Annotated in this window: 20 protein-coding genes, 2 tRNA genes and 1 other RNA gene; 8 read left to right on the top strand and 15 right to left on the bottom strand. The window is 43.3% G+C overall.

Features of this window, described 5'->3' with window-relative positions:
* The first annotated feature begins 30 nt into the window (after positions 1-30).
* Entirely contained in the window at positions 31-1,311 is a 1,281-nt protein-coding gene (gene bioA, locus Xinn_RS09420) for an adenosylmethionine--8-amino-7-oxononanoate transaminase (RefSeq protein ID WP_086956457.1), read from the top strand.
* 248 nt (positions 1,312-1,559) lie between these two features.
* Positions 1,560-2,210 carry a hypothetical protein gene (locus Xinn_RS09425; RefSeq protein WP_244590178.1) on the top strand — a complete coding sequence of 217 codons (651 nt, stop codon included), beginning with the start codon at positions 1,560-1,562 and terminating at the stop codon, positions 2,208-2,210.
* 110 nt (positions 2,211-2,320) lie between these two features.
* Here the strand turns inward: Xinn_RS09425 and pgl are convergent, their stop codons facing one another.
* Positions 2,321-3,310: a 6-phosphogluconolactonase gene (pgl, locus tag Xinn_RS09430; RefSeq protein ID WP_086953735.1), complete on the bottom strand. Its 990-nt coding sequence runs from the start codon at positions 3,308-3,310 to the stop codon at positions 2,321-2,323.
* A 274-nt stretch (positions 3,311-3,584) separates the two neighbouring features.
* On the opposite strand from pgl, the gene Xinn_RS09435 reads away from it, so the two are divergent.
* Complete coding sequence (locus Xinn_RS09435) at positions 3,585-4,400, top strand: pyridoxal phosphatase (RefSeq protein ID WP_086953736.1); 816 nt, start codon at positions 3,585-3,587, stop codon at positions 4,398-4,400.
* A gap of 71 nt (positions 4,401-4,471) precedes the next feature.
* Here the strand turns inward: Xinn_RS09435 and modC are convergent, their stop codons facing one another.
* The 4 genes from modC to Xinn_RS09455 form a co-directional block, all read right to left on the bottom strand.
* Complete coding sequence (gene modC, locus Xinn_RS09440) at positions 4,472-5,536, bottom strand: molybdenum ABC transporter ATP-binding protein ModC (protein WP_169923561.1); 1,065 nt, start codon at positions 5,534-5,536, stop codon at positions 4,472-4,474.
* Entirely contained in the window at positions 5,530-6,222 is a 693-nt protein-coding gene (gene modB / locus Xinn_RS09445) for a molybdate ABC transporter permease subunit (RefSeq protein WP_086953738.1), read from the bottom strand. Before modB ends, modC begins: the two co-directional genes overlap by 7 nt.
* A gap of 17 nt (positions 6,223-6,239) precedes the next feature.
* Positions 6,240-7,022: a molybdate ABC transporter substrate-binding protein gene (modA, locus tag Xinn_RS09450; RefSeq protein WP_086953739.1), complete on the bottom strand. Its 783-nt coding sequence runs from the start codon at positions 7,020-7,022 to the stop codon at positions 6,240-6,242.
* A gap of 334 nt (positions 7,023-7,356) precedes the next feature.
* Positions 7,357-7,497, bottom strand: a complete 141-nt coding sequence (locus Xinn_RS09455) for an AcrZ family multidrug efflux pump-associated protein (RefSeq protein WP_086953740.1) — start codon at positions 7,495-7,497, stop codon at positions 7,357-7,359.
* Between the two features lie 232 nt (positions 7,498-7,729).
* Here Xinn_RS09455 and modE point away from each other — a divergent pair, with 232 nt between their 5' ends.
* The 4 genes from modE (at position 7,730) to gpmA (ending at position 12,153) form a co-directional block, all read left to right on the top strand.
* Complete coding sequence (gene modE, locus Xinn_RS09460) at positions 7,730-8,536, top strand: molybdenum-dependent transcriptional regulator (protein WP_086953741.1); 807 nt, start codon at positions 7,730-7,732, stop codon at positions 8,534-8,536.
* A 160-nt stretch (positions 8,537-8,696) separates the two neighbouring features.
* Positions 8,697-10,181 (top strand): molybdate ABC transporter ATP-binding protein ModF, encoded by a 1,485-nt coding sequence (modF, locus tag Xinn_RS09465; protein ID WP_086953742.1) that lies wholly within the window; start codon positions 8,697-8,699, stop codon positions 10,179-10,181.
* Positions 10,182-10,356: 175 nt separating this feature from the next.
* Positions 10,357-11,187 carry a CPBP family intramembrane glutamic endopeptidase gene (locus Xinn_RS09470; RefSeq protein WP_086953743.1) on the top strand — a complete coding sequence of 277 codons (831 nt, stop codon included), beginning with the start codon at positions 10,357-10,359 and terminating at the stop codon, positions 11,185-11,187.
* Positions 11,188-11,400: 213 nt separating this feature from the next.
* Positions 11,401-12,153, top strand: a complete 753-nt coding sequence (gpmA, locus tag Xinn_RS09475) for a 2,3-diphosphoglycerate-dependent phosphoglycerate mutase (RefSeq protein ID WP_086953744.1) — start codon at positions 11,401-11,403, stop codon at positions 12,151-12,153.
* A gap of 51 nt (positions 12,154-12,204) precedes the next feature.
* Here the strand turns inward: gpmA and aroG are convergent, their stop codons facing one another.
* Positions 12,205-13,257 (bottom strand): 3-deoxy-7-phosphoheptulonate synthase AroG, encoded by a 1,053-nt coding sequence (gene aroG, locus Xinn_RS09480; protein ID WP_086953745.1) that lies wholly within the window; start codon positions 13,255-13,257, stop codon positions 12,205-12,207.
* A gap of 294 nt (positions 13,258-13,551) precedes the next feature.
* Positions 13,552-14,298 carry a nicotinamide riboside transporter PnuC gene (gene pnuC, locus Xinn_RS09485; protein ID WP_086953746.1) on the bottom strand — a complete coding sequence of 249 codons (747 nt, stop codon included), beginning with the start codon at positions 14,296-14,298 and terminating at the stop codon, positions 13,552-13,554.
* Positions 14,299-14,818: 520 nt separating this feature from the next.
* Between pnuC and Xinn_RS09490 the strand changes: the two genes are divergently transcribed.
* The gene (locus Xinn_RS09490; RefSeq protein ID WP_143706510.1) at positions 14,819-15,190 is read left to right on the top strand and encodes a hypothetical protein; all 372 of its coding nucleotides are present in this window, start codon (positions 14,819-14,821) and stop codon (positions 15,188-15,190) included.
* A 38-nt stretch (positions 15,191-15,228) separates the two neighbouring features.
* Here the strand turns inward: Xinn_RS09490 and Xinn_RS09495 are convergent.
* The 8 genes from Xinn_RS09495 to tolR form a co-directional block, all read right to left on the bottom strand.
* A non-coding RNA gene (locus tag Xinn_RS09495) (RtT sRNA) lies at positions 15,229-15,357 on the bottom strand.
* 40 nt (positions 15,358-15,397) lie between these two features.
* Positions 15,398-15,473, bottom strand: a tRNA-Lys gene (locus tag Xinn_RS09500).
* Between the two features lie 31 nt (positions 15,474-15,504).
* Positions 15,505-15,580, bottom strand: a tRNA-Lys gene (locus tag Xinn_RS09505).
* A gap of 161 nt (positions 15,581-15,741) precedes the next feature.
* The gene (cpoB, locus tag Xinn_RS09510; protein WP_086953748.1) at positions 15,742-16,506 is read right to left on the bottom strand and encodes a cell division protein CpoB; all 765 of its coding nucleotides are present in this window, start codon (positions 16,504-16,506) and stop codon (positions 15,742-15,744) included.
* A 9-nt stretch (positions 16,507-16,515) separates the two neighbouring features.
* Positions 16,516-17,022, bottom strand: coding sequence for a peptidoglycan-associated lipoprotein Pal (gene pal / locus Xinn_RS09515; RefSeq protein ID WP_086953749.1), 507 nt, complete (start codon positions 17,020-17,022; stop codon positions 16,516-16,518).
* A gap of 43 nt (positions 17,023-17,065) precedes the next feature.
* Complete coding sequence (tolB, locus tag Xinn_RS09520) at positions 17,066-18,373, bottom strand: Tol-Pal system beta propeller repeat protein TolB (protein WP_086953750.1); 1,308 nt, start codon at positions 18,371-18,373, stop codon at positions 17,066-17,068.
* A 166-nt stretch (positions 18,374-18,539) separates the two neighbouring features.
* Complete coding sequence (gene tolA, locus Xinn_RS09525) at positions 18,540-19,610, bottom strand: cell envelope integrity protein TolA (protein ID WP_169923560.1); 1,071 nt, start codon at positions 19,608-19,610, stop codon at positions 18,540-18,542.
* Between the two features lie 36 nt (positions 19,611-19,646).
* A complete protein-coding gene (gene tolR / locus Xinn_RS09530; RefSeq protein WP_086953752.1) occupies positions 19,647-20,078 on the bottom strand; it encodes a colicin uptake protein TolR in 432 nt (143 codons plus the stop codon).
* Position 20,079: the final 1 nt, after the last annotated feature.

The raw sequence follows: 20,079 nt of genomic DNA on the forward strand, positions 1-20,079 counted from the left end.
AAGAGTTAAAAGGTTTACAATAGATTTATGATGAATCCTTCAGATATTGAATTTGACCTGCGCCATATCTGGCATCCATACACATCAATGAGCCATCCGCTCCCCACTTATCCGGTTGTTTCTGCCAGTGGCGTTGAGCTTGAGCTGTCTGATGGACGCCAATTAATTGACGGTATGTCTTCATGGTGGGCGGCAATTCACGGCTACAACCATCCTACCCTTAATGAAGCCGCAAAATCGCAAATCGATAAAATGTCGCATGTGATGTTTGGCGGTATTACCCATCCACCAGCGATAGAGCTGTGTAAGCAACTGGTAGCAATGACTCCGGCCTCACTGGAATGTGTTTTTCTGGCTGACTCCGGATCGGTCGCGGTAGAAGTTGCCATGAAAATGGCCCTGCAATACTGGCAGGCCAGAGAGCAGCAACAGCAGAAAAAACGTCAGAAATTCCTGACACTGAGGCATGGTTATCATGGTGATACTTTCGGAGCCATGTCAGTCTGTGATCCCGAAAATTCTATGCACAGTCTTTATCAAGGCTATCTGCCCGATCATCTGTTTGCTGATGCGCCGAAATCCCGCTTTGATGGTGAATGGCAACCGGAAGATATCACTTCTTTCCGGCAACTTTTGTTACAGCATCACGATGAAATCGCCGCCGTTATTCTGGAACCCATTGTTCAGGGGGCGGGTGGAATGCGGATTTACCATCCTGAATACCTGCGTCAGGTGCGCCATCTTTGTAATGAATATCAGATTCTGTTGATCGCTGATGAAATCGCTACCGGCTTCGGGCGCACAGGTAAATTATTTGCCTGTGAACATGCAGACATAGAGCCGGATATTTTGTGCTTAGGCAAAGCATTAACGGGCGGTTATATGACCTTATCCGCAACGCTGACTACCCGCCATGTTGCCGAAACCATTAGTCAGGGTGAAGCTGGCTGTTTTATGCATGGCCCGACATTTATGGGTAATCCTCTGGCCTGCGCGGTTGCCAGCGCCAGCCTGAAATTACTGACAGAAAGCCCGTGGCAACAGCGCATTCAGTCAATTGAATCTCACTTAAAAACAGAGCTGCTGCCGCTGAAATTTCATGATTCAGTTGAAGACGTCCGGGTATTAGGTGCTATTGGTGTGGTTGAAATGAAACAGGCTGTTGATGTGGCTTCACTCCAGCGCCGTTTTGTCCAGCAGGGTGCCTGGATCAGGCCGTTCGGACGTTTAGTTTATTTAATGCCTCCTTATATTATTCAGTCTGAGCAATTGTTAAAACTGACAAACTCAATTACTGACGCAATAATTTAATTATTAATGGCAGCATTGGTAATAATGCTGCCTCTGTTATTTATTATCAAAAAATAACAGATAATTCATTTATTATTAAAAGTCAATTATTGATAAATATTGGCAATCAATTAAACAGATTCTTTCTCATCTAAAGAAAATATTCTTGCTATATTCCACTCACTCCTATTTATGCACAATGAATTTTAACATGCATCGCGGCGGCAAGGGAGTAAATCCCCGGTCACATAGATAACTATGTGACCGGAGTGAGCGAGCGTAGCCAACAAAGAGGCAGCTTGAAAGGCGAAGTGTATATTTTAACCAGAGAGGAATACACCATGAATCAGGAAAAACTGTCTGTACCGTCTAATGAAGAAATGGAAGCTGTATTTAAACAATCTCAAAATATATATGAACAAGAGCAATCACACTATGAGGCGATAGCAAAAGAGAAACCTGAACTTGCTCCTTTATTCGGAATCACTCCTGAAATACACCCATTGCCTTATCCAGTCCCTGTCGTTAGAACAACAGAGTATGTGAGTGGATATTTTAATATCAATACATATCATCAAATCGGAAGCTATCCATTCATTCAAGTATCGTCTTATCCTGTATTAATTGGCAATAATCCTTATCCCAGAAGAAATGCTAATTTTAACGGATATATTTATGGTGGCTATAACATGCCACAAATAAATTTCAACAATATTTACCTTAGTGGTGTTATTCATCACACTAATACCATTATAAATACACCACTTAATTTCCAGCTTTTCATTTACCCACAGAAAATCCATTTACGTTTATTTAAAGGAAACGTTTATCTGGGTGATTTAATTTCTGTACATCAACATAATATATTGGTTACATACCCGATTGTTTTCTCAGGAGTAGGGAATTTTAATTTCGTCTAAAATAATTTTTTAAATATTTATTTTCACTATATTTCAGAGAAATATTAATTGCCGCGCTAAAAATCTGCGCGGCTTCTTTCAAAGAGAGATAACCTAAAAGCTCATGGTCATTAGTTCAACGCCAATACCGTTACCCACATCGGGCCTTTACTAACCGGATAACGGGCTAGTCGGGTGAGCTTTCCGGTATATTTATCAATAGCGGATACTGAAATGTGATCTGATTTCTGACCGGAAGCAATTAAGAAATTACCGTTGTAATCAATAGCAAAACCACGGGGTTGGCTTTCTGTCGGATAATGCCCTGCCAGTGTCAGATGATAGCCATCTTCTGACACCACAAAGTGGCTGATAATACTTTCAGAACGCTCACTGGTGTAGAGATGGCGGCCATCTGGCGTGATATGAATATCCGCAGACCAGCGGGTGCTGGAGAAATCAGTCGGTAATGAGTCTACTGATTGTACTATCCGGTATTTTTCCCATTTACGCAGTACATCAACAGTTGAATCCAGTTCATTAACGCAATAAATCGCCGGTTTTTCAGGATGGAAAGCCATATGACGCGGGCCAGCTCCTGCTTCTGTCGTAATTTCATCCGCGTGACGTTCAGTCAGATAACCGTGGTCATTCAGATCAAAAATACGGATGTGATCTTCTTTCAGGCACGGAACCAGTAATTGCTGATTTTTCTTATCAATATTGGCTGAATGCGGCGCTTTCAACCCTTCTACAATTTGGATGGGAGCTTTAGCAACGCCATTTTCATCAATAGGATGGACACTTAAATTATTGAAGCTATAGGAAGCAGAAAATAAAAAACGCCCTTCTCTGTCCGTTGAAATATGCGTCGGGCTTCCCGGTAACGGGGCAACAGACTGCTGCTCTAAACGACCGTCAGCACTGATTTTATAAGTTACAACGCTGAATTGAGGGCGAATCCCGACATATAAGTGTTTGCCATCAGGATGGATTACCATTGGCTGTACTTCGCCCGGTACGCTGACTGTCTGGAGCAGTGAAAGCTCTCCGGCAATATTCAAAGACCAGACGTGAATCTGACGGCTATTCGGGCTTGCTGTATAAACTACTTGTTTCATTTTCTCTCCTTAAAGCTCCATCACTATTTTATTGATCTGCAATGATTCCTGAAAAAATATGTCTGTTAAACTAAATATATATACACAATGGATTTCAAGATGCGTCGCGGCGGCAAGGGAGTAAATTCCCAGGAGCATAGATAACTATGTGACTGGGGTGAGCGAGCGTAGCCAACAAAGAGGCAGCTTGAAAGACGAAGTGTATATCAGTTTAACCATTTTTCATTAACATATACTGTCTGCTCAAATCATCAACAAGTCTAGAGGCTAATTCATGTCATACCGCGTTATCGCACTGGATCTGGATGGGACGCTGCTTGATCCACAAAAAAATATTCTGCCAGAATCGCTCGCGGCTCTGAATGAGGCTCGTCAGGCTGGCATTAAGGTTTTGATCGCCACTGGCCGCCATCATGTTGCCATTCATCCTTTCTATCAGGCACTCAAGCTCGACACACCAGCAATTTGCTGTAACGGAGCTTATTCATATGATTATCAGGCTAAAAAAGTTCTGACTGCTAATCCTCTCTCGATTCAGGAAGCCTCTCAAGCACTTTCTTATCTACAGGGAACTGAAATCGATCATCTGATGTATGTTGATGAGGCTATTTTATATGAATCTCCACACACCGTTACCCGCACCCTTGCATGGTCAGATTCTCTGCCTGAGCATCAGCGCCCTACTCTCCGCCATATCAGCGATTTTCAGGAAGCCCTGCATAATGTCAGTTTCATCTGGAAATTAGCCACGATGTCCACTGATTTAACGAAATTGCGTGAGGTCAGTGAAAAAATCAGAGAAGAAATCGATCTGGAATGTGAATGGTCATGGGTTGATCAGGTCGATATCACCAAAAAAGGCAACAGTAAAGGGCTGTGCTTACAGCAATGGGTTGAATCACAAGGGATGAGCATGAGAGATGTTATTGCTTTTGGCGATAATTTTAATGATATCAGTATGCTGGAATCCGCAGGTTTGGGGGTTGCAATGGGGAATGCTGTTGATGATGTCAAAGCACGGGCTGATCTTGTCACTAAAAATAATGTTCAGCCCGGTATTGCTGAGGTCATCCGAAAATATGTGCTTTAAGGGTTTTAAGGAGTTAAGGTAGCGTTAGGAGCATAAGTTCATCATGCTCCCTCCAATCCACTAAGCTCAGTTTACAGGTGGCGATTTAACGCAATACTTTTAATTTGGGCATATAACCACTGCCCTTCTCGCAGATTAAGTGCTTCCCGTGCCCACGGAGTGATCCTTGCCCACAGATAATGGTCACTCAGGGCAAGTTTGACATCTACCTGCCCCCCATTTTCGAAAAATTCAATCACTTTTACCTGTAAGGTATTACGAATACTGCTGCCTCTTGGCGGCTCTAATACTAATGAAACATCCGAAGCATCAATGCGGATACGCAGATCAGTTCCTTCCGTTACAGCAATTTCCGGTAACCAGAGAGCCTTATCAGCTACCGCGACTGCAGTCATATGATAACGCTGATGATGTTCCATTACTGTCACCGTCAATATACTGCTCAGGTTCTCTTTTTGCAGCCACGGACGCAGTATGCTGTTTGCCCACACCTCTTCCAGTGTGCCTGATACTCTGATTTTTCCCTGATCCATCACAACTACGTTGTCAGCCAGATGGATAATTTCATCCAGATTGTGGCTGACATACAGGATCGGTATTTTGATATCTTCAGACAGTTTTTCCAGATACGGTAATAATTCACGTTTACGTGGCAGATCCAGTGAGGCCATTGGCTCATCCATCAGCAATAACTCAGGCCCTGTCAGTAATGCCCGCCCGATCGCAACCCGCTGTTTTTCTCCACCGGATAAGGTTATCGGAAAACGTGATAACAGATGCTCAATGCCAAGCAACTCGACAATTTTGCCAAAATACGGCTGCATATCCGGTAACATACCATATTGTAAATTCCCTTTAACCCGATAATGCGGAAAAAGCCGGGCATCCTGAAAAACATAGCCGATTCGACGTTTTTCCGGGGGCAGGAATATTTTGTTTTCTGTATCGACCAGAATGCGTTCATTTAAGATAATCCGGCCTTTCTGCGGTCGGGTCAGACCAGCAATCGCATTGATTAGCGACGTTTTTCCGGCGCCGGAAAGCCCGAAAATGGCTGTAATGCTTTCCCCCTGTAAAGTGGTATCAACCTGCATATGCAGATCACCCAGACGCTGTTCGAAATTTAGTTCTAACATGCTGCCCCCAACCGCTTTCTTCCCCAGCGGGTCAGCCATTCGGACAGCAATAATGACACCAGAGCCAAAATCACTGCAATCACACATAAACGCGCAGCCGCGGTTTCTGCTCCGGGCATTTCAATCAATGTATACATGGCAAGGGGGATGGTTCGTGTCTCACCGGGAATATTTGACACAAAAGTAATCGTTGCACCAAATTCCCCCAGCGAACGGGCAAAAGCCAGCACAGAGCCAACAATAATTCCCGGCAATGAAAGTGGTAACGTAATCGTGAAAAAGACCTTAAGTGAACTGGCTCCTAATGTGCGCGCTGCCTGTTCCAGACGAAGATCTATCGCCTCCAGCGCCAGACGGATTGCCCTGACCATGAGTGGAAAGGCAACTACTGCCGAAGCCAGTGCCGCACCTGTCCAGTTGAATGCGAAGCTGACACCAAACCAGTCATAGAGAAATTCGCCGAATAGGCCGCGCCGCCCCATACTGATTAGCAACAGATAACCCACAACAACCGGAGGCAATACCAGTGGTAAATGGATCACACTATCAAGCAGGGATTTGCCAAAAAACTGACAACGCGCCAGAACCCATGCCATCAAAATCCCTAATGGCAAACTGAACAACACGGCAATCCCTGAGATTTTCAGACTCAGTAAAATTGCCTGCCATTCATATTCACTTAACATCTCCAAAAGAATAGTTCCTACAGTGGACTAAAGCCGTAACGAGTGAAAACTTCAACGGCTTCAGGGGTTTTAAGATAATCATAAAAATCCCGTACCGCCTGATTTTCATGACCTTTAATAATTGCGATCGGATATTCCACCGGTTTATGGCTCTCTTGCGGGAATATACCCACAACTTTCACTTTTTTGCTGGCTACAGCGTCAGAACCATAAACAATTCCCAGTGGTACTTCTTCCCGCTCAACCAGAACCATACCACTACGTACATTGTTAGTACGGGCCAGCAATGGTTCAACTGAATCCCATGATCCCAGATATTGCAGGGATTCTTTAGCATAAATACCAACAGGAACATGGTCAGGATCACCAACCGCCAGACGCCCTCCGGCCAGTAAAGAGTGCCATTTTGTTTCCCGGTTGATATCAACTTTATTCAGCTTACTCTCTTTAGGCGCAATCAGAACCAGTTGATTCCCCAACAAAGTATGACGACTGTTTTTGATAATCAGCTTCTTGCCGGAAAGGTAATTCATCCATTGCTGATCAGCAGAAACAAACAGATCAGCGGGTGCTCCCTGCTCTATCTGACGCGCCAGTGTGGAAGATGATGCGTAAGAGGCAACAATTTCTCCCCGGTTGTCTTTTTTATACTGCTCAGCAATATCGTTAAGCGCATTCGTCAATGATGCAGCAGCAAAAACAGTCACTTTTTCCGCAGCCCAGCTATTCCCAACAAGAGAAAAAAAGACTACAGCCCCTGCCAGTAACTGATAAGAACGCTTTATCACTCGCTTTTTCATATTGTATTCCACTTATGGTAACCAAGACGGTGCGCTGTATATAACAAGATACAACGTTAAATGAAAATACTATTCTGTGATTAATCGGCAAGTTGTGAGCCAGTTTTAGCTTTTATACTAATTTGATGTAAAGATTACTCAGAAAACAGAAGCCATCTTCAGTATTTTTGATAGTGATACGCAGGAATAGTGATACGGAGAAAAAAGTGATATATGCCGTGATAAAAAAATAAACCCCGTTTTAAATAACAGGGTTTATCAACAAGATGCGATCAAAATGGCATATCTGCAAGAAAGAGAATTGCAGAGGCGCTGACAGCCAAATTAAGCCAGACTAGCGCTCAATACCTTTTGTTTCATTTTTAGAAATAACGTTAAACAATTCACCCAACACGTAAATCAACCCAAGAATGGTGACCATGACAACAGGAACCATGACCAGTTCAAACGCTATACTTTTAATCAGTTCAAACATGTATACCTCATATCATGAATGACTATAATCCAGCCGTACAATAAAAGCCGTACCTTATTCAGCTTCATTTTCATCCGGCAGTGAACAGCCCGCTAATGAGGCGAAATGCTGTACTGCACAGACAATAATTGCACTATTCTAGACAATAAAAAGGTAACAGTAACCGACGAAACGTGCGATTCTTACGGTTATTCTGTAAAAACTTTCAAATAGTTGCCTGAAATGAATCACTATGCAAGCCGAAATATTATTAACTCTTAAATTACAGCATCGGGTTTTCGCCGATCCCCGGCGAATTGAATTACTGAAGCAGATAAAAATCACCGGCTCTATCAGTCAGGGAGCCAGACAGGCTGGTATCAGCTACAAAAGTGCCTGGGATGCTATCAATGAGATGAACCATCTTGCAGATGAATTATTGGTTGAACGTGCAACAGGCGGCAAAGGAGGTGGCGGTGCTCAAGTGACGTCTTACGGCGAACGCCTGATACAACTTTATGGCTTGTTAGAAAAAATTCAGCAAAAAGCATTTGATGTTCTTAAAGATGATTCACTGCCTCTGGATAGTCTATTGGCAGCCATTTCCCGTTTTTCTTTGCAGTCCAGTGCCAGAAATCAGTTTTTCGGTACAGTCATTGAGCGTGATAATGAGAGTATTCAGCAAAATATCGGTATTTTGTTGGCGGACGGTAAAACCACTATCCACGCATCTGTCACAGAACAAAGTGCTGAACGATTAGGTTTGGTAAAAGGAAAAGAGGTGATCGCACTGATTAAAGCATCGTGGATTACCTTATGTAGAGGTTCTGGCTCTACAGCTTCCGGCAACACAGCCATGGTCGAAAATAAGTTATCAGGCCAAATCAGCCAAATTGAAGCAGGATCACAATACAGTGAAATTATTGTGAGTCTGAATGGAGGAGAATCGCTCTGCGCTACATTATCCAATCAGGAAATAACAAGTTTAGCGCTTCAGCCGGATGATATTGTCACCGCCTTTTTTAGTGCTGATAAAGTGATTATTACCGCATTATGTTAGGCGTATTTAGGGAAGGCCGAATATTCCCTCTAACAATTAATATTCCCCTATCCCAAAATAGCAATCCATAACGAATAACAGACGACTACTCATTGACATTGAGCATTATTCCGCTTATTTCTGTGATCCTTTAGTTGATGTTGCTTAAAAAGGAAGAAAAATGTCTGAATTGCAAGTATCGCAAGGTAGTTTCCGTTTAAGTGACACTCGTATCCTGACGATACCGTCACTAAAAATCATCGCTGGGGAAAGCTGGGCATTTGTCGGGTCAAATGGCAGTGGAAAGTCCGCTCTGGCCTGTGTTTTATCGAATGAATTAACTCAACTTACAGGTGAAATACATTGCTCTTTCCATACTCCGGTGCGCCTCTCTTTCGAGCTGCTTCAGCAACTGGTTGATGAAGAGTGGCAACGCAATAATACAGACCTGCTCAGTGAGCATGAAAATGATACCGGTCGCACTGCCGCAGAGATAATTCAGCTCCATCATAAAGATAATGAATTGTGCCTTGAGCTATCGGCATATTTTGGCATTAAGGATTTGCTTTCACGCCGATTCAAATATCTCTCTACCGGGGAAGTGCGAAAGGTATTGCTTTGTCAGGCATTAATGGCTGATCCAGACCTTCTTATTCTTGATGAGCCGTTTGACGGACTAGATACTTATGCCCGCGAGCAATTATCTCAGCTATTAGCAACACTGGCCGAAAAAGGCATCACACTGATTTTCCTTCTGAACAGGTTTAACCAGATCCCTGATTTTATTAAGAGAGTTGGTGTACTTGCCGATTGTCAACTGGTGCTCTACGGAGAAAAAATGCATGTTTTAGCTGAATCTCTGGTTGCACAATTAGCGCACAGTGAAGAACTGAAAAATATCCGGCTACCGGAAACAGATGAATGCAGGACTGATAAGCAGTTTCTGTCAGAGCAGCCGCTGGTATCAATGCACGATATTGTTGTTAAATATAATGATAAACCGATATTACATAATCTGAGCTGGCAGGTTAATCCCGGTGAACACTGGCAGATTGTGGGTGAGAATGGTGCGGGAAAATCCACGCTTCTCAGCCTGATTACCGGCGATCATCCTCAGGGGTACAGCAATCAGTTGGTTCTGTTCGGTCGTCAGCGGGGAAGCGGAGAAACTATCTGGGATATTAAACGCCATATTGGTTATGTCAGTAATAGTATTCACCTTGATTATCGTGTCAGTACCAGCGTTCGCAATGTCATTCTCTCCGGTTTCTTCGACTCCATCGGGCTTTATCAGGCCGTTTCCGATCGCCAGCGGCAGTTGGCAAATGAGTGGCTGGCATTATTAGGTTTATCCGAGACAACGGCAAACAGCCCATTTCACAGCCTGTCATGGGGGCAACAACGCCTTGTCTTAATTGCCCGTGCCTTAGTGAAACATCCGGCCCTATTAATACTTGATGAACCATTGCAAGGGCTTGATTCACTTAACCGACAGCTAGTTCTGCGCTTCATTGATATCATGATTAAAAGTGGCGATACCCAACTTCTGTTTGTCTCCCATCATCAGGAAGATGCGCCGGAGTGCATCACTCATCGGCTGAAATTTATTCCTGATGGCGGTATTTACCGATATGAAACGAAGCTGATTTCTGCCCCTCTTTTATGATTAATTTCATTATCCTCCCTCTCAAATGTGACTGAGAGGGAGAATGTGCAAAATGATATGCAGACACTTTTTTGATAATTTTTATTATTTTTTTTGAATTTTTCGTCTCTTGCTATAAAATCTCGGCCTATTTTTAGACTATTTACCTATTTTTTCAAAAATAACCGAGAGTTGTATGGGTTGGACTTTACTTGCCGCTTCGCTGGCACTGTTAGATATTCGCCAAAAAATCGCCTTTTTCATTGCATTCTTAGCTATTGCTGTAGGGATCAGTACTCATATACTGGGTTCCCCCGCAATAATCTCATTATTAATGATAAGTGTGTTAGGTCTGGCACATGTCTATTTCAAGACCAAAGGGCACATCATCGGTAAAAGTATTACCGAAGCCATGTTGGTTATGGTTAGTGTGTTGTTATTTATACATTTAATCCCCGGATTTCATAACCTGAAATATCTGGACAAAGTGCAGGCTGGGCCACTCAGCACACCTTTTTCCATGTATTTCAATTTTGACAAGGCTCTGATTCCGTTTATTTTACTCTGCTGCATGCCGAGCTTATTCCGTTCTACTCCGGCAGTTAATGCGCCAGCCCACGGTTGGGCATTTTTAATCGCCGCAGTCCCCTTATTATTAGGACTTGCAACCGCTCTTGGCGGGCTGGCGGTTGAACTCCATCTTCCCGGTTGGTTCCCTGCATTCGTTATTGCCAATATTTTATTCGTATCATTGGCAGAAGAAGCCCTATTCCGTGGCTATATTCAGCAAAAATTGAATCAGTGGATGAACCCCTATTCTGCGTTGACCATTACTTCTCTGCTATTTGGTGCTGCCCACTTCGCCGGTGGTGGACTCATGATGGCTTTCGCAACATTGGCCGGGCTGATTTATGGTATAGCATGGATGTGGAGTGGTCGTTTATGGGTAGCCGTCGGATTCCACTTTACACTTAATATGTTACATCTGCTGTTTTACACTTACCCGGTTAAAGCAATAATCAGCTAATTCCCTCTATCCGACCAATTTCAAGTTGCAGCGGGTAAAGCTGCAACTTTCCCCAGATAAACCACCCGATCGATTTTAAAAGACGATGGTTATAAACATGATTTAAGACAGGAGTTCTGAGACTATTGTTTGCTGTTTCGGTCTGCCGCGCCATATAATGCCCGCAGCGAGCATTTCATTTTGTATTAAAAAGTAATGATAGGAGTTTAAGCTATGGCTGTAACTAAGCTGGTTCTTGTAAGGCATGGTGAGAGTGAGTGGAACAAAGAGAACCGTTTTACCGGTTGGACTGATGTTGAACTGTCCGATAAAGGCCGCAATGAAGCACAACAGGCTGGTCAATTGCTGAAACAGGAAGGTTTTGCTTTTGATTTTGCCTATACCTCTGTTTTGAAACGCGCCATTCATACATTATGGAATATTCTGGATCAAGTCGATCAACAATGGCTGCCGGTTGAAAAAAGCTGGAAACTGAACGAACGCCATTATGGTGCCCTGCAAGGTCTGGATAAAGCAGAAACTGCGGCTAAGTATGGTGATGATCAGGTTAAATTGTGGCGTCGTGGTTTTGCCATCACTCCTCCTGATCTGACCAAAGACGATGAACGTTATCCCGGTCATGACCCTCGCTATGCAAACCTGAGACCCGAAGAACTTCCTGTCACTGAAAGTTTGGCGACAACTATTGAACGTGTTGTTCCTTACTGGGAAGAAGTGATTAAACCTCGCGTTGCAAACGGTGAAAAAGTGATTATTGCCGCTCACGGTAATTCTCTGCGCGCACTGGTGAAGTATCTGGATAATATGGGTGAAGACGAAATTCTTGAGTTGAATATTCCAACGGCTGTGCCACTGGTTTATGAATTCGACGAGAATATGAAACCCATTAAACACTATTATCTGGGTAATGCTGATGAGATCGCGGCAAAAGCTGCTGCCGTCGCAAATCAGGGTAAAGCGAAATAATTCAGAAAAATACAAAAAGCCGGAAATTACTCCGGCTTTTTTCATGCAGAATCATCCTCGGCGCGTTCTGACAGCCTGAGACAACTGCTGTAATAACGTTTCAGTGTCATCCCAGCCAATACAGGCATCTGTCACGCTTTTTCCATAAACGAGCGGCTCATCATCATCCAGACTTTGGTTGCCTTCAACCAGATGGCTTTCAACCATCACACCGATAATGGCACTATCTCCAGCAGAAATCTGGCCACAAACATCTGTTCCTACATCCATCTGTCTTTTGAACTGCTTCAAACTGTTCGCATGGCTAAAATCAATCATTACCCGTGGTGCCAGACCTGCTTTTAATAAACCTTCTTTAACCGCACTGACATGCTCAGAGCTGTAATTCGGCTCTTTGCCACCCCGCAGAATAATATGGCAATCCTGATTACCCGCCGTATTAACAATGGCAGAATGCCCCCACTTCGTTACTGACAGGAAGCAGTGCGATGAACCGGCAGCATTAATAGCATCAATCGCTACTTTTATTGTGCCGTCAGTTCCATTTTTAAAACCAACCGGACAGGACAGCCCTGATGCCAATTCACGATGAACCTGAGATTCCGTTGTACGCGCCCCTATCGCTCCCCAGCTCATAAGATCTGCAAGGTACTGAGGAGTAATCATATCAAGGAATTCTCCTGCTGCCGGAAGTCCAATATCGTTAATATCGAGCAGAAGTTTACGTGCTGTCCGTAATCCATCGTTAATATCAAAACTACAATCCATTCTCGGGTCATTGATTAACCCCTTCCAGCCGACTGTAGTACGCGGTTTTTCAAAATAAACCCGCATCACGATTTCTAAATCTGCTTTCAATTCCTGACGTAATTTATTCAGACGTTCTGCATATTCCAGAGCTGCCTTTGTGTCATGAATTGAGCATGGTCCAATTATTACTAGTAGACGATCATCTGCACCAGCTAAAATATTATGAATGGATTCACGAGCTTCACGAACAGTAGTAATAGTATCTTTTGTTGCAGGGTATTTTTCCAGCAATGCAACTGGTGGTAATAATTCTGTTATTTTTCTTATCCTTACATCGTCATTCTGGTAATTCATCGACCTTTCACCTAATGTGTTTACAGTTATTTAAAATAATTTTGTGATCTCAATCTAACTGTTAGACGAAGTGCTGTAAATAATCTTTGTGAGTAAATAAGCTGACTTTTTACAGAAGGGAAAGGATATATATACCCAATAAAATCTCAGAAACACAGGTAACTGCATGTTTATAAAAACGATAAATTGAGTGAGCGAATGCAGCTTAAAAAGAGGCAATTAGAAAAATAACGGATATAAATGAAACATCAATAAACAGGCCATAAGTCATTATGGCCTGTGGCGGGTTAGTTATTAATTTGCATTCTCTGTGGATGCGTTGTCTGTAGGTGATTCATCATGGTTATTTTTAGCAACTTTAATCCACAGGCGGGCACCATTCAGAGCAATCCCTGTCAGAATAATATACTGCAAGGACATTGCTAATACCTCTTGGTGGAAGTAAATAACGACGCTGATAACATTAATAAGTACCCATATCAGCCAGTTTTCCACATGCTTACGGGTCATTAGAATCATGGCTACGATTGACAATACTGTCATGACAGAATCCCAGAATGGGAAGGCATCCGGCTGCAAATCAGGCATGGTGACCCCAAAGCCAATTCCCTGCAAAATAACAATAAAGGTTTTTGCCATATAACCAAATATTTGGTCAATATTAAATGTCATGATCAGGATAAAGATGAGAGAAACAGCGGCAACACTGAGCATCTGTTTAGGGTTAAGCCAGCGGATTTTTAATTCTTTCTGTTGCTGCTCATCGACTTTGCTCCAGGCATACCAACCATAAATGTTAGCTGCAAAGAAGAAGATTTGTAGCATAAGACTGGCATAGAGCTGAATTTGAAAAAATATTACTGCGAATAAGGAAACATTAATTAAACCAAATAAATAGTTAATAATCCTTTCCTGACTGGCAAGCCAGATACATAATAAACCTGCAATTGTACCAACAGCTTCGATATATGAAGGTTGGTAACCAAGTATCTCCACAGGAAGAGTGTTATTTATACTGAAAAATCTGCTGAGAAAATCCATGCTTTCTTATCCTTACCGTAATTAATGTTTAGTATATCAATAACAAAGACATAAAATCAGGCTAAAAAACGAACCGTAAGTCGATTTTTGTTTTATATACTAAACAAGATAGCTAATTCTTAAGTGAAAGTCTTTAAGTATTTTAAAAATCTTAATGCGAATCACAGCTACTGACATTATAAATATAAAAATAAATTATTAATAACCAGTAAATAATAACTCGATAAAAGTAGTTAGTAACACTGTCAAAAAAAGAAATATATTGATTGGAAACCCTGCATTCACATAATAAGCGCAACACCGTTATGAACGAAAATTAAACCATATAATCAGGGATGTTTGCTTGGCACAATAAAGGGGTTAACTAACCTTTATTATAGGTGACGAGCAGAGGCGTTTATCAGGTATTAAAAGCTCTATTTAAAATCATCCTTATCAGTATATGACTACGGTACATCTGTATAAGAAAATGAGCTTCAAAATGTAAACGGATGGAAGTGGCCTTTCCGGCAAAGTGAAAGTGAATGGCAATGTACTGACAAACTGGGCGAAGACTCTTTATCCGCTCTTGGCATCACAACTGGCGAAACTACCTTTCGAGATCAATAATCCTGCAAGCGCCCGCCCGTTTTTTGCTAAGGCAACACTTAATATCTATACTCCTAAAGACATGTATATTGATATGTCCTCATGGAGGACTGTCTACGTTTTAGTGAACGAACACAACCTCGGTCGTTATTGGACATTAGCAGGCTCTCAGACGTGGCTATATCGCCCAGGAGTTTGGTTAAACCTCGGCAGTAATACGATTATAATTTTCGGATTTGATCAGGCGACTGCTGGTACGTTTAGCTTTTATGATTCGAGCAACTTACCATATAGCAATGAATAGAATGTGTTTTTGATAATATCGGAAACGATACATTTAGATGGTGAATCGTGCAGGATGATTCGGCCTCCGGCCTCACCCTTCGGGCCAACGCTTATGCGTTGTTGTCTTGCTTTGTTCGGCTCAAACCTACACCAATCGATTAAAAGTCAACTTTTTTATCGACTGAGATAATGGATGATTTGTAAATTTCTGGATTGAAACTTTAGATGGTGGGTCGTGCAGGATTCGAACCTGCGACCAATTGATTAAAAGTCAACTGCTCTACCGACTGAGCTAACGACCCATCTGGGATATGGCTGAATTGTGGATTTAAATGGTGGGTCGTGCAGGATTCGAACCTGCGACCAATTGATTAAAAGTCAACTGCTCTACCGACTGAGCTAACGACCCATTTAAATCTTGTTTAGCAACACTATTGCGTGCCAACGGCGGCATATATTACTGATTTCTCGGCTGGGCGCAACATTTATTTTATTAAAACCCGTTCAAACGATTATTAATCACCCAACCATCCCCAAAAAGACCGATATATAACCTTTTGGGGATGATTATTACATTCCAGAAATCTTTTTAGCGGCCATTTTTGCTGCACTCGTGCCGGGATATTGCTTAACTACCTGCTGATAAACTGCCTTAGCTTTATCCTTTTGCCCTTTCTCCTGCATAATCAGACCAACTTTATACAGGGAATCGCTGCTTTTTGACGACTTAGGATAATTTTTCACCACAGTCGCAAAATAATAAGCCGCATCGTCCTTTTTGCCTTTGTTATAATTCAGCTGACCTAACCAATAGTTAGCATTCGATAGGTATTTCGACTTAGGATAGGCTTTGACAAAACTCTGAAAAGCTACAATTGCCTTATCATATTCCTTGGTATTGATAGCCAAAGCCACAGCGGCATCGTAGTCTCCCTTCTCACTTCCTGTACTTGTGATAGATGCCTGTGGATTCTCAGAGCCTTTCTCTGCTGATGAAGCAGCATTACCAGTTTCGGCATCTGAAGGATTTGTTATTTTACCTAACTGCTGATAAATGTCCTTCTGGCGCTCAATGACCTGATTTAATTGGTACTGATTTTCCTGAATCTGACCACGTAGCGTATCAATATCACGTTGGGAGTCAGCAAGTTGCTGCTGAAGTTGGGTTAATAACTGGCTGTGAGCGTCAGAAACACGCTCTAACTGGGAAAGGCGCTCATCGGTGGAGCCTGAGCCGACATTACTGATTGGCGCTCGGGCGGTAGCGGCCCAGGGAGCCGCTACGCCAACCAATAACGACAGACCCAATACAAAATGTCTGAAGTTACTGTTCATGCATTACTCTTAGTATACGATTACAGCGCGACGGTTTTTAGCGTATGCTGCTTCGTCATGACCCAGTACTGCTGGTTTTTCTTTACCGTAAGAAACAACAGCCAGCTGGTCAGCTGAAACGCCTTTGCCTTGCAGATACATTTTAACTGCATTTGCACGGCGCTCACCCAGAGCGATATTGTACTCAGGAGTACCACGCTCATCCGCATGACCTTCGATAGTCACTCTAACAGATGGGTTGCTACGCAGGAATGCTGCGTGTGCATCCAGCATCTGAGCAAAGTCATTGTTGATGTCGTATTTGTCGAAACCGAAGTATACGATGTTGTGGTTTTGCAGTTCCTGCATTTGCTGACGTGCTAATTCTTCAGCAGACAGACCTGCTTTAGAAGAATTATCAACAGTGCCTACGCCTGATTGATCAGTGTTACCATTTTTGTTGGTGTTGCTACACGCTGCTACGGCCATGATTGGTAAAGCTAACATCAGCCCTTTTAGCACTTTGTTCAATTGCATCTCTTTGATCCTTTTATAGTTTGCCATACATACTTGTTATGCATCACAGATACGGCGACCAGGCAGGAGATTTCACCTGTCCATCAGTGGCCGGAAGACGCGCTTTGAAACGTCCGTCAGTCGAAACTAGCTGCAATACAGTCCCCAACCCTTGGGTGGAGCTATAAATAACCATAGTGCCGTTAGGTGCGATACTCGGCGTTTCATCCAGAAACGTATCTGTCAAAACCTGAACAGATCCCGTTGCCAGATCCTGTTTGGCGATGTGCTGACTGCCATTCGCTGTGCTGACCATAACGATAAAAGTACCGTCTGGACTCACATCAGCGTCTTGGTTCTGTGAACCTTCCCAAGTCAGTCGTTGTGGAGCACCGCCATTAATATTAATTTTATATAACTGTGGGCGACCGCCCTGGTCCGAAGTATAGACCAGTGTCTGATTATCCGGCATCCAGCTTGGTTCAGTATTATTACTGCGACCATCTGTTACCTGACTCATTTGCCCTGAAGCTAAATCCATCACATATAAATTCAGACTACCTGTTTTAGATAGCGCAAAAGCGAGCTTAGTCCCGTCAGGGGAAAATGCCGGAGCCCCGTTGTGGCGGGGAAACGATGCTATCTGGCGTACTGCTCCTGTTGCCAGTGTCTGAACCACCAAAGAAGTGTGACCACCTTCAAATGTCACATAGGCCAGTTGAGAACTGTCTGGCGACCATGCCGGGGACATTAATGGTGCTGGTGAACGATGTACGGTATTTTCGTTATAGCCGTCATAGTCGGCAACACGCAGTTCATACGGATATTTATCCGTTACGGTTTTCGTAACGACATAAGCTATGCGAGTTGCAAATGCGCCTTTGATACCTGTCAGTTTTTCAAATACTTCATTACTGACCGTATGCCCGGCATAGCGAAGCCATTTTTTATCAACCTGAAATTGATTTTGTGCCAATACTGAGCCGGGTGTACCAACCGCATCAACTAACTGATAGGAAACTAAATATTTACCATCAGCAGCAGGCTGGATCTGCCCGACAACCACCGAATCAATCCCGAGAGCAGACCATGCAGCCGGAGTGACTTCTGATGCCGTTGTAGGTTGTTGTGGCATGCGATCCGGCGTGATGGGATTAAATTTCCCACTGTTTCTCAAATCCGCTGCAACAATAGAACCAATTGCTTCCGGTGGATTCTCTGCCCCAGTCCATTTGAACGGTACAACACCAATAGGACGGGCTGAATCAACACCTTTCGTAATTTCAATATAGACTTCTGCATGAGCAAAGGTTGCCCATAGCAGCAGAAAACCTAATAACGCGTTAAACGTCAGTTTAAAAGTTTGCTTCATCATCTCTCCCATATCGCGATCACTATGCCCGCAATAATCCGCCGGATTCTAACAAACGCCAACAAACAAAACCAGATACCTAAATAAAATCTGATAATTTTGTTTACATAGATAAATTATCCGCACTTTTACCTAATAAAGACTTCAATGTAGCCAGATAGTTATCTTATTGCGGTTTAAAGCCTAGTGTGAAATCCTTAACACGTTCATAAACTTCGTTACTTGGTGGACGGGGCATTTGTTTAGCTTGGTTTGCCGCAGTAATAGCCGCGTTGCACAGTGCCGTGTCACCTCCAACCTTCTGAATGCTGATTAAAAAACCATCTGGCGCTAGTTTTATGCGTAAATAACAGGTACGCCCTAAATACGAATTGTAATCATAAAAATTCTTCTGAATTGCAGCACGAATCTGCCCTTCGTAGTTGCTAATATCCACATCCGAGGCACCACTTTTTTTACCTCCGCCCTTACCCGCTGCAGATGCTCCTCCCTGTTTAGGTGCACTGGAAGTTAACCCTCCGATAAGATCATCTACGGTCTGTTCTTGTTTGGCTTCAGCTTTCGCTTTTGCTTTTGCCTCTGCTTTGGCTTTAGCCGCTGCTTCAGCTTTAGCTTTCTCTTCAGCAGCCGCTTTAGCCTTCGCTTCTGCTTCCGCTTTAGCTTTTGCCTCGGCTTCTGCTTTGGCCTTTGCTTCCGCTTCGGCTTTACGTTTCGCCGCTTCTTCAGCTTCTTTTCTGGCCTGAGCCTCTGCCTTTTGTCGGGCTTCTTCCTGCTCTTTCAGAATTCTGTCCTGCTCTGCTTTTGCTTTAGCTGCGGCTTCTTCTGCAATTTTCTGCTCTTGCCGAGCCTTAGCTGCGGCTGCATCAGCCTGCTTTCTCTGCTCTTCAGCAACCTGCTGCGCTTTTATCCGCTCTTCTTCCGCAGCTTTCAGACGCTCTTGTTCTTCGGCCTGTTTAGCCCGCAGTTCAGCAGCTTGTTGTTCGGCTTTTTTCTTCCGCTGCTGCTCAGCTAATTTTGCATTAGCCTGTTGCTGTTGTTGCTGGTTATATTGCTGGACTACGGCATTTGGATCGATCATCACCGCATCAATAACTGTCCCACCAGCTCCACCACCACCCATCTCAGTTTTTTGTTCCAAAGAGCCCCAAATCAGAAACCCGAACAGGATAATATGAAAAATAACCGAAATAATAATGGCGCGATTTAGCCTGCTGTTTTGCTTATTTGTCTTTCCCACGCTCGACATCCAGAAACTTTAAGTGATAGCTGCCATTCAGGCACCGATAGGCTGAGTCATCAAACCAACTGATTTCACCCCCGCCTGACGAAGCATATTCAGAGCCTTGATGACTTCATCATAAGGGACTTCTTTTGAACCCCCAATCAAGAAAATTGTCTTCGGATTGGCTTTTATCAGAGTTTGAGCTTCAGCAATAATTTGTTGCTCAGGCAGAAGCTCCAGACGTTCCTGATTAACAACCATGTTGTACCGCCCTACCCCGGAAACTTCTACAATGACTGGTGGATTATCCGTACTGGAAACTGTTTTGGAATCCACTGAGTCAGGTAGATCAACTTCTACGCTTTGCGTAATAATGGGGGCAGTTGCCATAAAAATCAGCAGTAAAACCAGCAACACGTCCAGCAAGGGAACGATATTGATCTCGGATTTGAGTTCACGTCTGCGGCTACGAGTGCGCGCCATT

The organism is Xenorhabdus innexi, from assembly GCF_002632485.1.
Taxonomy (GTDB): domain Bacteria; phylum Pseudomonadota; class Gammaproteobacteria; order Enterobacterales; family Enterobacteriaceae; genus Xenorhabdus; species Xenorhabdus innexi.

Bases quoted from the DNA above. Each gene is read 5' to 3' on its own strand.
- bioA (WP_086956457.1), top strand. From the start codon at position 31: ATGAATCCTTCAGATATTGAATTTGACCTGCGCCATATCTGGCATCCA.
- pgl (WP_086953735.1), bottom strand. From the start codon at position 3,310: ATGAAACAAGTAGTTTATACAGCAAGCCCGAATAGCCGTCAGATTCAC.
- Xinn_RS09435 (WP_086953736.1), top strand. From the start codon at position 3,585: ATGTCATACCGCGTTATCGCACTGGATCTGGATGGGACGCTGCTTGAT.
- modC (WP_169923561.1), bottom strand. From the start codon at position 5,536: ATGTTAGAACTAAATTTCGAACAGCGTCTGGGTGATCTGCATATGCAG.
- modB (WP_086953738.1), bottom strand. From the start codon at position 6,222: ATGTTAAGTGAATATGAATGGCAGGCAATTTTACTGAGTCTGAAAATC.
- modA (WP_086953739.1), bottom strand. From the start codon at position 7,022: ATGAAAAAGCGAGTGATAAAGCGTTCTTATCAGTTACTGGCAGGGGCT.
- Xinn_RS09455 (WP_086953740.1), bottom strand. From the start codon at position 7,497: ATGTTTGAACTGATTAAAAGTATAGCGTTTGAACTGGTCATGGTTCCT.
- modE (WP_086953741.1), top strand. From the start codon at position 7,730: ATGCAAGCCGAAATATTATTAACTCTTAAATTACAGCATCGGGTTTTC.
- modF (WP_086953742.1), top strand. From the start codon at position 8,697: ATGTCTGAATTGCAAGTATCGCAAGGTAGTTTCCGTTTAAGTGACACT.
- Xinn_RS09470 (WP_086953743.1), top strand. From the start codon at position 10,357: ATGGGTTGGACTTTACTTGCCGCTTCGCTGGCACTGTTAGATATTCGC.
- gpmA (WP_086953744.1), top strand. From the start codon at position 11,401: ATGGCTGTAACTAAGCTGGTTCTTGTAAGGCATGGTGAGAGTGAGTGG.
- aroG (WP_086953745.1), bottom strand. From the start codon at position 13,257: ATGAATTACCAGAATGACGATGTAAGGATAAGAAAAATAACAGAATTA.
- pnuC (WP_086953746.1), bottom strand. From the start codon at position 14,298: ATGGATTTTCTCAGCAGATTTTTCAGTATAAATAACACTCTTCCTGTG.
- cpoB (WP_086953748.1), bottom strand. From the start codon at position 16,506: ATGAACAGTAACTTCAGACATTTTGTATTGGGTCTGTCGTTATTGGTT.
- pal (WP_086953749.1), bottom strand. From the start codon at position 17,022: ATGCAATTGAACAAAGTGCTAAAAGGGCTGATGTTAGCTTTACCAATC.
- tolB (WP_086953750.1), bottom strand. From the start codon at position 18,373: ATGAAGCAAACTTTTAAACTGACGTTTAACGCGTTATTAGGTTTTCTG.
- tolR (WP_086953752.1), bottom strand. From the start codon at position 20,078: ATGGCGCGCACTCGTAGCCGCAGACGTGAACTCAAATCCGAGATCAAT.